Raw genomic sequence first — 14,361 nt, forward strand, 5'->3', positions numbered from 1 at the left:
GCCATTCATCACGCCTTTTGCCGCGGCGATGGCGTTCTCTCGTGGTTGTGTCTAGACTGGCCGGGTTCTTGTCGGGGTGCCTTGCTATGAGGCTGAGATCGAATAATTTCGGATCCCGTTGAACCTGATCAGGTTAGCGCCTGCGTAGGGAACAAGATTTCTCGTCACCCGGCGAGTCCTCTTGTGCTTCGTCCGGGGTGTTGTTCGACAATCGAACACGTCTTGCATCAAGCACAGCATCCGCACAACCGTGCCGGGATGCGTCCATTCGTAACAGGTTCGCTCCGACAAAAATCCACTGCCTGGATGTGTGTCTGGAGAGCCCGTGATGACGACAAAATCAAAAAACGCGATCAACCTCAGTGATTCGGCCCAGGTCGATCAGCAATCGGTTCAGCCCTTTACCCGCTCGCAAAAAATCTACGTCCAGGGCAGCCGCCCGGACATCCGCGTGCCCATGCGCGAGATCAGCCTCGACGTGACCCCCACCGACTTCGGCGGCGAGATCAACGCGCCAGTGACCGTGTACGACACTTCGGGTCCCTACACTGATCCGAACGTGATCATCGATGTGCGCAAAGGCCTGGCCGACGTGCGCTCGCCGTGGATCGAAGCCCGTGGCGACACCGAGCGCCTGGCGGGCCTGAGCTCCAACTTCGGCCAGCAGCGCCTGGCCGACCCCGAACTGACCAAGCTGCGCTTCGCCCACGTCAATAACCCGCGTCGCGCCAAGCCGGGCGCCAACGTCAGCCAGATGCACTATGCGCGCAAGGGCATCATCACCGCCGAGATGGAATACGTCGCCATCCGCGAAAACATGAAGCTGGAAGTAGCCCGCGCAGCCGGACTGCTGGACCAGCAACACGCCGGCCACAGCTTCGGCGCCAGCATCCCGAAGGTCATCACCCCGGAATTCGTGCGTGACGAAATCGCCCGTGGCCGTGCGATCATCCCGGCCAACATCAACCACACCGAACTGGAACCGATGATCATCGGCCGCAACTTCCTGGTGAAGATCAACGGCAACATCGGCAACAGCGCCCTGGGTTCGTCCATCGAAGAAGAAGTGGCGAAACTGACCTGGGGCATTCGCTGGGGCTCGGACACGGTGATGGACCTGTCCACCGGCAAGCACATCCATGAAACCCGCGAGTGGATCATCCGCAACTCGCCGGTACCCATCGGCACCGTGCCGATCTACCAGGCCCTGGAAAAAGTCGGTGGCGTGGCCGAGGACCTGACCTGGGAGCTGTTCCGCGACACGCTGATCGAACAGGCCGAGCAGGGCGTCGACTACTTCACCATCCATGCCGGCGTGCTGCTGCGCTATGTACCGATGACCGCCAAGCGCGTCACCGGCATCGTCAGCCGTGGCGGTTCGATCATGGCCAAGTGGTGCCTGGCGCACCACAAGGAAAACTTCCTCTACACCCATTTCGAAGACATCTGCGAAATCATGAAGGCCTACGACGTCAGCTTCTCGCTGGGCGATGGCCTGCGTCCGGGCTCGATTGCCGACGCCAATGACGAAGCGCAGTTCGGCGAGCTGGAAACCCTCGGCGAGCTGACCAAGATTGCCTGGAAGCACGACGTGCAATGCATGATCGAAGGCCCGGGCCACGTGCCGATGCAATTGATCAAAGAGAACATGGACAAGCAGCTCGAATGCTGCGACGAGGCGCCGTTCTACACCCTTGGCCCGCTGACCACCGACATCGCGCCGGGCTACGACCACATCACCTCCGGTATCGGCGCGGCAATGATCGGCTGGTTCGGCTGCGCCATGCTCTGCTACGTGACGCCGAAAGAACACCTGGGCCTGCCGAACAAGGATGACGTGAAGACCGGGATCATCACCTACAAGATCGCCGCTCACGCCGCAGACCTCGCCAAAGGTCACCCCGGCGCGCAGATCCGCGACAACGCTCTGAGCAAGGCGCGCTTCGAATTCCGTTGGGAAGACCAGTTCAACCTCGGCCTGGACCCGGACACCGCCCGCTCGTACCACGACGAAACCCTGCCGAAGGACTCGGCCAAGGTGGCGCACTTCTGCTCGATGTGCGGACCGAAGTTCTGCTCGATGAAAATCACCCAGGAAGTCCGGGAGTACGCGGCCAACCAGCGCATCGAAGCGGTGGATGTGGACGTCGCCCAGGGGATGGCCGAGCAGGCCGAGCGGTTCAAGCAGGAAGGCAGTCAGCTTTACAAGAAAGTGTGATGTAGGGCTGAGGGCGGTGGTGATCTCGCCGCCGTCTTCGCGAGCAAGCCCGCTCCCACAGTGGATTGCTGGTGTGCACCGAAGGTGTGTTCACAGCAGGTGCACTGTGGGAGCGGGCTTGCTCGCGAAAGCGATTATCAAAACGACAAATATTCTGCAGAGATAACCCCCTTGAACATCCAACCCAGCACTTACTCCCCAGACACACCAGTCCCCCTGGACAAACGCGTCTTCGGCGCCCGAGATCTGTTCTCCCTCTGGTTTTCCCTGGGCATCGGCCTCATGGTCCTGCAAGTCGGCGCCTTGCTTGCGCCGGGCCTCGGGCTGAGCGGTTCGTTGCTGGCGATTTTCCTCGGCACGTTGGTGGGCGTCCTGCTACTGGCGGCCGTTGGCGTGATCGGCAGCGACACCGGCCTGTCGGCCATGGCCGCCCTCAAACTCAGCCTCGGCAGCAAAGGCGCGAGCGTGCCGGCGGTGTTGAATCTGTTGCAACTGATTGGCTGGGGCTCGTTCGAAATCATCGTCATGCGCGACGCCGCCAGCCTGCTCGGCGCCCGGGCTTTCAGCGAAGACAGCCTGGGCGCGAACCCGTTGCTGTGGACCTTGTTCTTTGGCGCGCTGGCGACCTTGCTTGCCGTGAGTGGACCGCTGACGTTCGTGCGCAAAGTGCTGCGCAAATGGGGTATCTGGTTGCTGTTGGGGGCCTGCCTGTGGCTGACCTGGAACCTGTTCGCCAAGGCCGACCTGGCGGCATTGTGGGCTCGGGCGGGCGACGGCTCGATGTCACTGGCGGTGGGATTCGATATCGCGATTGCCATGCCTTTGTCGTGGTTGCCGCTGATTGCCGACTATTCACGTTTCGGCAAGCGCGCCACAAATGTCTTCGGCGGCACCGCCCTGGGCTTTTTCATCGGTAACTTCTGGCTGATGAGCCTGGGCGTCGCCTACACCCTCGCGTTTGCGCCAAGCGGTGAGGTCAATGCATTGCTGCTGGCCCTGGCGGGCGCCGGATTGGGCATTCCGTTGCTGTTGATTCTGCTGGACGAATCGGAAAACGCCTTTGCCGACATTCATTCGGCGGCGGTGTCCAGCGCAATGCTGTCGGGGGTGAAGGTCGAGCACCTGGCCTTGGCCATTGGTGTCATCTGCACGCTGATCGCCTGCTTCGCGCCGTTGGCGCAGTACCAGAACTTCCTGTTGTTGATCGGCTCAGTGTTCGCGCCGCTGTTCGGGGTGGTGCTGGTGGATCATTTCATCCTGCGCAAGCGCAGCGGCCAAGTGGCTTCGACTGCGTTGCGCTGGCCGGCGCTGCTGGCGTGGTTGGGCGGAGTGAGCACTTATCATCTGCTCGCCAACGTCTATCCGGACGTTGGCGCAACCCTGCCATCGCTGGTCCTGGCAGGGTCGCTGCAACTGGTGCTGGGCCGGGCGTTCAGCTACGGCCGGGAAACAGCTCGGGCTTGAGGATGCCGTTGAGGCGCGGGTAAGGAATCTTCAATTCGATATGACCCAGGGCGTAGGGCGCGATGGTGCTCGTTTCGTACTTGAGGATCACCCCGCCGTAGGTCAGCGCAACGTTCTGGGTTTTCTTGAAGGGCCACTGCTTGATGAACTCGGGCTCCTGATCCAGTTTGGTGCTGATCAGCCAACTGTTGTGGGCGACCTGGACAGCTTTCCAGAAGGCCTCTTCCTGACCCGGTAGCAACATGTCCGACAGGGTCAGCACTTTATGTTGCTGGCGCGAGTAGTTGATGAAACCGCGCCCCGGCGTTCCGTGCTCGCCGCCGGTGGCCAGATAGCTGGAAAGCTCGATGATCACCAGTCCGTCATGTTGCTCCCGTACCTTGGCCTGCAAATAGCTGCTGGTGCCAGGGGCGGCGCTGCGCAGGAATTGCTCGCGGTAGGCTGTCAATGTCGGCGCCACCGGAGCATCGGAAGTGGTACGCGTCATTTCCAGCAGGCGTTTTTCGATGATGCCATCCAGGGCCGGCTCGGCGGGAAAGCGCAGGGTATCGATGTTCACCAGGGGGCAGTCGGTGCTGGCGCAACCGGGTTGCAGCTGCTCGGAGGCATCGCGGGTGCTCTCCAGCGGAGCGCGATAGTTGGGCTGGAACAGGCTTTGACAAGCGCCCAGGGCCAGGGCGACGAGGGCCACTGAAACGAATTTGAAAAGCGACATGGGTGTCCTTCATGAAACTGGGAAAGGCGGAAAGCTCCCCGCTTCGACTGCCAGCAGGGCAATCAGTTCGCCACTAAACTCATTAGAATTCTTTCACCCCCTGCCGTCCATCCCGGTGAGAGGAAAGGGGCTGCATCAAAGGGGGTGGGCGCGTTAGGATGGCGCGAAGCCGAGGTAGGAACCTCGCATCGATCCGCTCCATACGAGGACTGTCATGACTGATTTCGCCAACGCCACACCGACCGCCGTGGACATCGTCAAGCGCGAAAACTGCTATCAGGGTTTCTACAAACTCGATCGCGTCCATCTGCGTCACGAATTGTTCGCTGGCGGCATGAGCCGTGAAATCAACCGTGAACTGTTCGTGCGCCACGATGCGGTGTGCGTATTGCCCTACGATCCGCAGCGCGATGAGGTGGTGCTCATCGAGCAGTTTCGCGTAGGCGCCATGGGCAAGACGGTCAATCCCTGGCTGGTGGAGCTGGTGGCCGGCCTGATCGACAAGGATGAACAGCCGGAAGAAGTTGCTCATCGTGAGGCACAGGAGGAAGCTGGGCTTGTCTTCACCGCGTTGTGGCCCATGACCAAGTATTTTCCATCGCCGGGGGGCAGCAATGAGTTCGTGCATCTCTACCTGGGACGTTGCGACAGTGCTGGGGCGAGTGGCTTGCATGGTCTTGAAGAAGAGGCCGAAGACATCCGCGTGAAGGTCTGGGCCTATGAAGATGCATTGCAGGCGGTACGCGACGGACGTATCTGCAATGCGGCCAGCATCATTGCCTTGCAATGGCTGGCCTTGAACCGCGATGAAGTGAGGGGGCTATGGTCCTGAACAAGCTGCGCGATCGCTATCGCGTCGATCTGGTGGGGTTGCAGGCGGCCTGTGAGGCCAACTACGCCCGCCTGATGCGCTTGTTGCCGGACATGCGTAACGACCCCGCGCCGCGCCGCATCGCCGTGACCCACGGCGACCAGATGCTTGGCGTGCTGGCCCTCGAAGTGTTGCAAACCTGTCCGTACACCACCACGTTGCAGGTGCGCCAGGAGCACAGCCTGCCCTGGTTGCCGGTGCCGCAACTGGAAGTTCAGGTCTACCACGATGCACGCATGGCCGAAGTGGTCAGCGCTGAACATGCACGACGCTTTCGCGGCATCTATCCTTATCCCAATGCCTCGATGCACCAGCCGGACGAGAAGGCCCAGTTGAACCTGTTCCTGGGCGAGTGGCTGAGTCATTGCCTGGCGCTGGGTCATGAGTTCGAAGTGGTTCGCTAGCTTTGCCGGTTGCGGGTTGTGAACCGGTTCCGGTTCGCGGGTTTCCCCTTTCGATCATCCCCAGCATAATTGCGACTTCATCCAATGGCGTGATCGCGCCTGGGAGCGAGCGATTTGCCGAGCGTATCCACCTTGACCACCGCCGATGCGGCGTTGTTGGTCCAACTGTCCGACACCCATTTGTTCGCCGAGGCCGACGGCGAGTTGTTGGGCATGAACACCCGTGACAGCCTGCGGGCCGTGATCGACCTGGTCCTGGGACAACAACCGGACATTGACCTGTTGCTTGCCACGGGTGACTTGTCCCAGGACGGTACGCGGCAATCCTATGAGGCGTTCCGGCAGATGAGCGGGCGGATCGGCGCGCCGGCGCGTTGGCTTCCGGGCAATCATGATGAACCGCGGGTAATGCTGGAAGCTGCGGTCAAGAGCACGTTGCTCGATCCGGTGGTGGACGTTGGCAATTGGCGCGTTACGTTGCTGGACTCTGCGGTGCCAGGTTCGGTGCCGGGGTTTCTGGCCGAGGAACAATTGATTCTGTTGGCCAATGCCTTGAGCGAGGCGCCGGAGCGGCATCATCTGGTGTGTTTGCATCATCATCCGGTGTCGATTGGCTGCCCCTGGATGGAGTCCATCGGGTTACGTAACCCCGAGGCGTTGTTCGCGGTGCTGGATCGGTTTCCTCAGGTGCGGGCTGTGCTTTGGGGGCATGTGCACCAAGAGATCGACCGGGAGCGCAATGGGGTGCGGTTGTTGGCTTCGCCTTCGACCTGTATTCAGTTTGAGCCTGGTTCTGTGGATTTTGCGGTGGATGAGCAGGCGCCGGGGTATCGGTGGTTGCGGCTTTGGCCGGATGGGCGGTTGGAGACGGGGGTTGAGCGGGTGGTTGGGTTTTCGTTTTCTGTTGATTACGAGTCCAACGGGTACTGACCTGCTCGCTCACTGATCAACCTGTGGGAGCGAGCCTGCTCGCGATGGCGGCCTCATCGAGTACATATCCATTTCTGTGGTAACGGCCACCTATGGTTCCGCCCTTACGGCGGGTCACTTTTGGCAAACGCCCCAAAAGTAACCAAAAGGTCTGTGCCCCACCACTGGGCACCTCGCCAAGGCGAGGTGTTCCCTCTCTCCGGCATTACTCCGTGGGCCCGCCGCGAAGGGCCATCCATGGCCCAGCGCGGCTATCCCGGCATCCATGCCGGGATGCCCACTACGCAATGCCTGCGTTCGGCCCTTGTGGTTAATGGGGCGTCTCAGATCAAAAGCCAAAGCAAAGCAAAGCGAGGCGGCCTGATGGCCGACCTGACTCTTCCGGTTCTAACCCAATCAAACTGTGGGAGCGAGCTTGCTCGCGATGGCGGCTTTACAGTCGACCTAAATCTGTGGGAATGGTCGGACACACTTTTGATTCAGGAAGATTTTTCCGACGAGTTCTGGCGGTTGCCGGGTGGGAAGGGCTCTCTTTACTCTCGGGCCGTCGCTGCCAATTCAGCGACCGGGCTTGGAAACCTGACCAGTAAACAGCGCAAATGCGCTCCTCATAACGTAAGCTTGCGTCCGTTTTCGCACGATTCGTTATGGCGGCTGTGCGCGGGAGACCTTCGGGGTCTGCCGGGCTCGTTTACCCTGGTTTTCCAACCTGCGTACGGCTGCCACCCCCTCGCTTGGAAACGAACGTGGCAGCTCCAACCAGTAAACGGAATGCCACATATGATCAAAGTTACTCCCAATCCTCCAGAAACCGCCTCTACCTCAGCCGACGTCGGCTCCGATTCGAAGAAAATCGATGAAGTCACCGAACGCGTCCTGAACCATTACCTCGACCCAAAACCCCAACCCAAGAAAAAACCAATACCCGGCCAGCTGTTCACTGTCGTGGAGGGCCTGGACAGTGAAACGCTCTTGGCTAACCTCAGTGAGACGCTGGCCTCCGCCAACGCCCTGCTCAATGATCTGACCTTTGACCTGGACGGATCACGTCGGCATATCGCCTCGGGTGTCCAGCAGATGATCGAACTCAGTGAGTTATTGGCGAGTCGGGCATTGGATATCGTTGATCCGCGCTGACGTCGAACCATTCGACATTGAAGCAACCTGACCCACCGCTATCGCGAGCAGGCTCGCTCCCACAGTTGGATCGCAGGGCAACCGGGAGAAACAGGCCGGCTGTCAGATCGTCTCGCGAGCAAGCTTTGCTCCCACAGGTGGTGGCTATCGGTACAGGCCGCTTCGCTCTTGCTCTTGCTCTTGCTCTTGCTCTTGCTCTTGCTCTTGCTCTTGCTCTTGCTCTTGCTCTTGCTCTTGCTCTTGCTCTTGCTTTGGCTTTTGATCTTGGACGCCCCGTTAACCACAAGGGCCGAACGCAGGCGTTGCGTAGTGGGCAACCCGGCATGGATGCCGGGTTAGCCGCGCTGGGCCATGGATGGCCCTTCGCGGCGGGCCCACGGAGCAATGCCGGAGTGAGGGAACACCTCGCCTTGGCGAGTGCCCAGTGGTGGGGCAGAGCGCTTTTGGTTACTTTTGGCGCTTTTCCAAAAGTGACCCGCCGTAAGGGCGGAACCCTAAGCAGCCGTTACCGCAGCAATGGATATGTACCCGGTCAAAAAATCCACACAGACCGACACAAAGCCATCGCGAACAGGCTCGCTCCCACAATTGGATCGACGTACAACCGACAGAGATGGGCAGCTATAAGAAGGCAAATCCCCCCAAACCGCCACAAACTCCCTGTAAACTCCGGCCTTTGCCCCCACACACAGGAAGTTGGCATGCCGGCCTCGATCCTCTACATCCACGGCTTCAACAGCGCCCCCGCCTCGACCAAGGCCCGCCAGCTCATCGACGTGATGACCCGCCTGGGCCTGGCCGACCGACTGCAAGTGCCGGCACTGCATCACCACCCCCGCGAAGCCATGGCCCAACTGGAACAGGCGATTGCACAACTGGGCCGTCCACTGCTGGTCGGCAGCTCGCTCGGCGGCTACTATGCGACTCACTTGGCCGAGCGCCACGGCCTCAAAGCCCTGTTGATCAACCCAGCCGTCAGCCCTCATCGGATGTTCGATGGCTACCTGGGCCCGCAGAAGAATTTGTATACCGACGAAACCTGGGAGTTGACCCATGACCACGTCACGGCCCTGGCCGAGCTGGAAGTGCCGGCGCCCCGGGATCCGCAGCAGTTTCAGGTATGGTTGCAAACCGGTGACGAAACGCTGGATTATCGCCACGCCCAGCAGTACTACCGCGCCTGTGCCCTGCGCATCCAGGCCGGTGGCGATCACAGTTTCCAGGGATTTGCCCAACGATTGCCGGCGTTGTTGAGTTTTGCCGGTATTGGCGCCGATCTGTACCAGGCGATCGACTTCACATCGCTGTGAGCCATCGCCCCTTTTTATTTGAACACTGACGACGAGACCCCATGGCCACTCCCAGCGCTAGCTCCTATAACGCAGACGCCATCGAAGTCCTCTCGGGCCTCGACCCGGTGCGCAAGCGCCCCGGCATGTACACCGACACCAGTCGGCCGAACCACCTCGCCCAGGAAGTCATCGACAACAGCGTCGACGAAGCCTTGGCCGGGCACGCCAAATCGGTGCAGGTCATCCTGCACGCCGATCATTCGCTGGAAGTCAGCGACGACGGTCGTGGCATGCCGGTGGATATCCACCCCGAAGAAGGCGTGTCGGGCGTCGAGCTGATCCTCACCAAGCTCCACGCCGGCGGCAAGTTTTCCAACAAGAATTACCAGTTCTCCGGCGGTCTGCACGGGGTGGGTATTTCCGTGGTCAACGCCCTCTCGACCCAGGTCCGGGTGCGGGTCAAGCGCGATGGCAACGAGTACCAGATGACGTTTGCCGATGGCTACAAGGCCACCGAGCTGGAAGTGGTCGGCACCGTCGGCAAGCGCAACACCGGGACCAGCGTGTATTTCGCGCCGGATCCCAAGTATTTCGATTCGCCCAAGTTTTCCGTCACTCGCCTCAAGCACGTCCTCAAGGCCAAGGCTGTGTTGTGTCCGGGATTGCTGGTCAGCTTCGAGGACAAGGCCACGGGCGAAAAGGTCGAGTGGCATTACGAGGACGGCCTGCGCTCCTATCTGGTGGACGCGGTCAGCGGCTTCGAGCGCCTGCCCAACGAGCCGTTCTGCGGTAGCCTGGCCGGCAACAAGGAAGCCGTGGATTGGGCGCTGCTGTGGTTGCCCGAAGGCGGCGAAAGCGTCCAGGAAAGCTACGTCAACCTGATCCCGACGGCCCAGGGCGGCACTCACGTCAACGGGTTGCGCCAGGGGTTGCTGGATGCCATGCGCGAATTCTGCGAGTTCCGCAACCTGCTGCCCCGTGGCGTGAAGCTGGCGCCGGAAGACGTCTGGGAACGCATCGCCTTCGTGCTGTCGATGAAGATGCAGGAGCCGCAGTTCTCCGGCCAGACCAAGGAACGTCTGTCGTCCCGTGAGGCGGCGGCGTTCGTGTCCGGCGTGGTCAAGGACGCCTTCAGCCTGTGGCTCAATGCCAACCCGGAAACCGGCCTGGCCCTGGCGGAGCTGGCGATCAGCAACGCCGGTCGTCGGCTCAAGGCCAGCAAGAAGGTCGAGCGCAAACGCATCACCCAGGGGCCGGCATTGCCGGGCAAGCTCGCCGATTGCGCCGGGCAGGATCCGATGCGTTCCGAGCTGTTCCTGGTGGAAGGTGATTCCGCCGGTGGCTCGGCCAAGCAGGCACGGGACAAGGAATTCCAGGCAATCCTGCCGCTGCGGGGCAAGATCCTCAATACCTGGGAAGTGGACGGCAGCGAAGTGCTGGCGAGCCAGGAAGTGCACAACATTGCCGTCGCCATTGGCGTCGATCCCGGCGCGGAGGACATGAGCCAGCTGCGTTACGGCAAGATCTGCATCCTCGCCGACGCCGACTCCGACGGCCTGCACATCGCAACCTTGCTGTGCGCCTTGTTCGTCCAGCATTTCCGCCCATTGGTGGATGCCGGTCACGTCTACGTCGCGATGCCACCGCTGTACCGTATCGACCTGGGCAAGGATATCTACTACGCCCTGGACGAAGCCGAGCGTGACGGGATTCTCGACCGCCTGGTGGCCGAGAAGAAACGTGGCAAGCCGCAGGTCACCCGATTCAAAGGCCTGGGCGAGATGAACCCGCCGCAACTGCGGGAAACCACCATGGACCCGAACACCCGCCGGCTGGTGCAGCTGACCCTGGATGATTTCGCTGCCACCACGGAGATCATGGACATGCTGCTGGCGAAAAAACGCGCCGGTGACCGCAAGTCCTGGTTGGAGTCCAAGGGTGATCTGGCCGAGGTGCTGGCCTGATGCGCAAGGGGTTCGCCCTGGCGTTGTGGCTGTGGGCGGGGTGGGTTGTCGCCGCGCCAGCGCCTGAGCTGAAGTTGTTGTCCGAGCATGCCGTCGAAGGCATGCTCGGCGGCAATTTGTCTGGATTGACCTTGTGTGGCGACGAGATGTGGACCGTGTCGGATCGCGACGATGACCGCATTTATCGGCTGGACATATCTGATGCAAAGGTCTGGCAGGCCCAGGCGCTGATTCTCGACGTGCCGCCAGTGCCGGACAGCAGCCTGCCCTGGGGGTTGCGTTCGCGGACTTGGGCGGCGTCGTTCCTGCGCGGTGGCGAGCTGGACTTCGAGGGCATCAGTTGCGACAGCGCCGGCAATCGCTATGTGGTCAGCGAGTCTCATGCCGCGGTGCTGCAAGTGCCACCGTCGGGCGACGTCTCCTGGTTGAAGATCGCACCGGCAATGATCCGAGAGGCACGGGCCAGTGGCATGCTGTTGCATTTCAATGCACTGTTCGAAGGCCTGGCGGTCAATCCCGCCGGCGACCGGCTATGGCTGGCCGCAGAGCGCGAGCGCCGCGGCCTTTTACAGATCAAGCGTCAGCAAACGGTGTGGGACTGTGATGGCAATTGCGTGTTGCTGAGTGAGGCGGGGCAGGAAATGCAGCCAACACAATTCCCTGACGCCAAACCGGTTTCGCGGGATTTTGCCGATCTGTCACTGTTTGAGGGCAAGCTCTTTACCTTGGAGCGCAACGCGTATCAGATCTGCCGGCGTAACCCGCAGACCGCCAATGTGGAGCGCTGCTGGTCGTTCGCCGCCGAGGCGTTGCAGGACCATCGTCGTTACGCTCAAGCCTACGGTCTGGCCGAAGCGCTGGTGGTGGACGCCGAAGGCGCCTGGATCGGCCTGGATAATAACGACGGGGCACGGGCCGACGGCGAAGAACGACCGATCGTCTGGCGTTTTGCCGCACCCGAGGGTGGCTGGAGTGCCTCGCCATGAACCGGCACATCCCCTACACATTTGAATTTACCCTGCGCGGCGGCATTCCCGCCGCGCCAGACAATGAACTGATGAGGCCCGCATGAGCGACATTCTTGCAGACAGCTTGGACGGCGTAGAGCGCCGATCGCTGGCTGACTTCACCGAAAATGCCTACCTCAATTACTCCATGTACGTGATCATGGACCGCGCCCTGCCGCACATCGGCGACGGCTTGAAGCCGGTTCAGCGGCGGATCGTCTATGCCATGAGCGAGTTGGGGCTAGACGCCGACGCCAAGCACAAGAAGTCGGCGCGGACTGTCGGCGACGTGCTCGGCAAGTTTCACCCCCATGGCGACTCGGCGTGCTACGAGGCCATGGTGCTGATGGCCCAGCCGTTCAGCTACCGCTACACACTGGTGGACGGCCAGGGTAACTGGGGTGCGCCGGACGATCCGAAGTCCTTCGCCGCGATGCGTTACACCGAGGCGCGGCTGTCGCGTTATTCCGAAGTGCTGCTCAGCGAACTGGGGCAGGGCACGGCGGACTGGGGGCCGAACTTCGACGGTACCCTCGATGAACCCCTGGTGTTACCGGCGCGTTTGCCGAATATCCTGCTCAATGGCACCACGGGCATTGCCGTGGGCATGGCCACTGACGTGCCGCCCCACAACCTGCGGGAAGTCGCCACCGCCTGCGTGCGCCTGCTGGACGAGCCGAAAGCCACGGTGGAGCAGCTGTGCGAGCATATCCAAGGGCCGGACTACCCGACCGAGGCGGAAATCATCACGCCTCGGGCGGATTTGTTGAAAATCTATGAAACCGGTCGTGGTTCGGTGCGTATGCGCGCCGTGTACCACATCGAGGACGGCGACATCATCGTCACCGCGCTGCCGCATCAGGTGTCCGGGGCCAAGGTTCTGGAACAAATTGCCGCGATGATGCAGGCAAAACCATCCAAAGCGCCGCAAGTGGCCGACTTGCGCGACGAGTCCGACCATGAAAATCCGTGCCGCATCGTGATCATTCCGGTCAACAGCCGGGTCGATCATGAGGCGTTGATGCAACATCTCTTCGCCAGTACCGATCTGGAGTCCAGCTACCGGGTCAACATCAACATCATTGGCCTGGACGGCAAGCCGCAACTGAAGAATCTGCGGGCGCTGCTGGTGGAGTGGCTGGAGTTTCGCGTTAAAACAGTGCGCCGCCGCCTGCAATTCCGCCTGGACAAGGTCGAGCGCCGCCTGCATCTGTTGGACGGCTTGCTGATCGCCTATCTCAACCTGGACGAAGTGATCCACATCATTCGTACCGAGGATCAGCCCAAGGCCAGGCTCATCGAGCGTTTTGCCCTGAGCGAAGTCCAGGCCGACTACATCCTGGACACCCGCTTGCGGCAATTGGCACGGCTGGAAGAGATGAAGTTGCGCGCCGAGCAGGATGAGTTGCTCAAGGAGCAGGCCAAGCTGCTCGCCCTGCTGGGCAGCGAAGCCAAGCTCAAGAAGCTGGTGCGCAGCGAGTTGCTCAAGGATGCCGAAACCTACGGTGACGACCGTCGCTCGCCTATCGTCGAGCGCGCCGAAGCCAAGGCGTTGAGCGAACATGACCTGTTGCCAAATGAGAAAGTGACCGTCGTACTGTCGGAGAAAGGCTGGGTGCGCTCCGCCAAGGGTCACGATATTGACGCTGCGGGGCTTTCCTATAAGGCCGGGGATGGTTTCAAGGCCCTGGCGCCTGGGCGCTCGAACCAGTTTGCGGTGTTCATCGACTCGACGGGGCGCAGCTATTCGGTCGCCGCCCATACCCTGCCGTCGGCTCGGGGCCAGGGCGAACCGCTGACCGGTCGATTAACTCCGCCAGCGGGTGCAACTTTTGAATGCGTGCTGATGCCTGATGATAACGGGTTGTACGTTATCGCGTCGGACGCCGGCTACGGTTTCGTGGTCAAGGGCGAGGATCTGCAAGCCAAGAACAAGGCGGGCAAGGCCCTGTTGAGCCTGCCGAACAACGCCAGGGTCATTGCACCGCGATCGGTCGCCGACCGGGATAACGACTGGCTGGCTTCGGTGACGACCGAAGGCCGTTTGCTGGTCTTCAAGATCAGCGACCTGCCACAGCTGGGGAAAGGTAAAGGCAACAAAATAATCGGCATTTCCGGCGAACGGGTTGCGAGCCGTGAGGAATTTGTCACGGATATTGCAGTATTACCGGAGGGTGCCACGCTTGTGCTGCAGGCTGGAAAGCGTACGCTTTCATTGAAAGCGGACGATCTTGAGCATTACAAGGGTGAACGCGGTCGCCGGGGCAACAAGCTTCCGAGGGGTTTCCAGCGAGTGGATGCGCTGCTCGTCGAAAACCTGAATCAGGCGTAACAGAGGCCTCGGTCTGCGATTAAAAGC

At 61.1% G+C, this 14,361-nt stretch carries 11 protein-coding genes and 1 riboswitch; of the genes, 10 read left to right on the forward strand and 1 reads right to left on the reverse strand.

What is annotated here, in order from left to right; translation table 11 throughout:
* Positions 1–62 precede the first annotated feature (62 nt).
* A riboswitch (TPP riboswitch) is annotated at positions 63–168 on the forward strand.
* Positions 169–328: 160 nt separating this feature from the next.
* Together thiC and cytX are read left to right on the forward strand one after the other, a co-directional pair.
* Positions 329–2,218, forward strand: a complete 1,890-nt coding sequence (gene thiC / locus LCU97_RS16415) for a phosphomethylpyrimidine synthase ThiC (RefSeq protein ID WP_053147575.1) — start codon at positions 329–331, stop codon at positions 2,216–2,218.
* A gap of 171 nt (positions 2,219–2,389) precedes the next feature.
* Positions 2,390–3,682: a putative hydroxymethylpyrimidine transporter CytX gene (cytX, locus tag LCU97_RS16420; RefSeq protein WP_053147573.1), complete on the forward strand. Its 1,293-nt coding sequence runs from the start codon at positions 2,390–2,392 to the stop codon at positions 3,680–3,682.
* Here cytX and LCU97_RS16425 read toward each other — a convergent pair.
* Positions 3,651–4,397 carry an RsiV family protein gene (locus LCU97_RS16425; protein ID WP_053147571.1) on the reverse strand — a complete coding sequence of 249 codons (747 nt, stop codon included), beginning with the start codon at positions 4,395–4,397 and terminating at the stop codon, positions 3,651–3,653. The genes cytX and LCU97_RS16425 overlap by 32 nt on opposite strands.
* 214 nt (positions 4,398–4,611) lie before the next feature.
* On the opposite strand from LCU97_RS16425, the gene LCU97_RS16430 reads away from it, so the two are divergent.
* From LCU97_RS16430 to parC, 8 genes are all read left to right on the forward strand, one after another.
* Complete coding sequence (locus LCU97_RS16430; RefSeq protein WP_053147569.1) at positions 4,612–5,229, forward strand: NUDIX domain-containing protein; 618 nt, start codon at positions 4,612–4,614, stop codon at positions 5,227–5,229.
* The gene (locus tag LCU97_RS16435) at positions 5,220–5,672 is read left to right on the forward strand and encodes a DUF1249 domain-containing protein (RefSeq protein ID WP_003186471.1); all 453 of its coding nucleotides are present in this window, start codon (positions 5,220–5,222) and stop codon (positions 5,670–5,672) included. The genes LCU97_RS16430 and LCU97_RS16435 overlap by 10 nt, the downstream gene beginning before the upstream one ends.
* A 114-nt stretch (positions 5,673–5,786) precedes the next feature.
* Complete coding sequence (gene cpdA, locus LCU97_RS16440; RefSeq protein ID WP_053147567.1) at positions 5,787–6,602, forward strand: 3',5'-cyclic-AMP phosphodiesterase; 816 nt, start codon at positions 5,787–5,789, stop codon at positions 6,600–6,602.
* 780 nt (positions 6,603–7,382) lie between these two features.
* Entirely contained in the window at positions 7,383–7,739 is a 357-nt protein-coding gene (locus tag LCU97_RS16445; protein WP_053147565.1) for a DUF6124 family protein, read from the forward strand.
* Positions 7,740–8,440: 701 nt separating this feature from the next.
* Positions 8,441–9,049 (forward strand): YqiA/YcfP family alpha/beta fold hydrolase, encoded by a 609-nt coding sequence (locus LCU97_RS16450; RefSeq protein WP_232777195.1) that lies wholly within the window; start codon positions 8,441–8,443, stop codon positions 9,047–9,049.
* A gap of 41 nt (positions 9,050–9,090) precedes the next feature.
* Positions 9,091–10,995: a DNA topoisomerase IV subunit B gene (gene parE / locus LCU97_RS16455; protein ID WP_053155683.1), complete on the forward strand. Its 1,905-nt coding sequence runs from the start codon at positions 9,091–9,093 to the stop codon at positions 10,993–10,995.
* Positions 10,995–11,981, forward strand: a complete 987-nt coding sequence (locus LCU97_RS16460) for an esterase-like activity of phytase family protein (protein ID WP_232777196.1) — start codon at positions 10,995–10,997, stop codon at positions 11,979–11,981. Before parE ends, LCU97_RS16460 begins: the two co-directional genes overlap by 1 nt.
* Positions 11,982–12,063: 82 nt before the next feature.
* Positions 12,064–14,334 (forward strand): DNA topoisomerase IV subunit A, encoded by a 2,271-nt coding sequence (gene parC, locus LCU97_RS16465; protein WP_053155679.1) that lies wholly within the window; start codon positions 12,064–12,066, stop codon positions 14,332–14,334.
* Positions 14,335–14,361: the final 27 nt, after the last annotated feature.

The organism is Pseudomonas uvaldensis (assembly GCF_021271205.1).
GTDB lineage: Bacteria > Pseudomonadota > Gammaproteobacteria > Pseudomonadales > Pseudomonadaceae > Aquipseudomonas > Aquipseudomonas uvaldensis.

Coding starts and splice junctions, on each gene's coding strand:
- thiC (WP_053147575.1), top strand. CDS start 329: ATGACGACAAAATCAAAAAACGCGATCAACCTCAGTGATTCGGCCCAG.
- LCU97_RS16425 (WP_053147571.1), bottom strand. CDS start 4,397: ATGTCGCTTTTCAAATTCGTTTCAGTGGCCCTCGTCGCCCTGGCCCTG.
- LCU97_RS16430 (WP_053147569.1), top strand. CDS start 4,612: ATGACTGATTTCGCCAACGCCACACCGACCGCCGTGGACATCGTCAAG.
- LCU97_RS16435 (WP_003186471.1), top strand. CDS start 5,220: ATGGTCCTGAACAAGCTGCGCGATCGCTATCGCGTCGATCTGGTGGGG.
- LCU97_RS16445 (WP_053147565.1), top strand. CDS start 7,383: ATGATCAAAGTTACTCCCAATCCTCCAGAAACCGCCTCTACCTCAGCC.
- LCU97_RS16450 (WP_232777195.1), top strand. CDS start 8,441: ATGCCGGCCTCGATCCTCTACATCCACGGCTTCAACAGCGCCCCCGCC.
- parE (WP_053155683.1), top strand. CDS start 9,091: ATGGCCACTCCCAGCGCTAGCTCCTATAACGCAGACGCCATCGAAGTC.
- LCU97_RS16460 (WP_232777196.1), top strand. CDS start 10,995: ATGCGCAAGGGGTTCGCCCTGGCGTTGTGGCTGTGGGCGGGGTGGGTT.
- parC (WP_053155679.1), top strand. CDS start 12,064: ATGAGCGACATTCTTGCAGACAGCTTGGACGGCGTAGAGCGCCGATCG.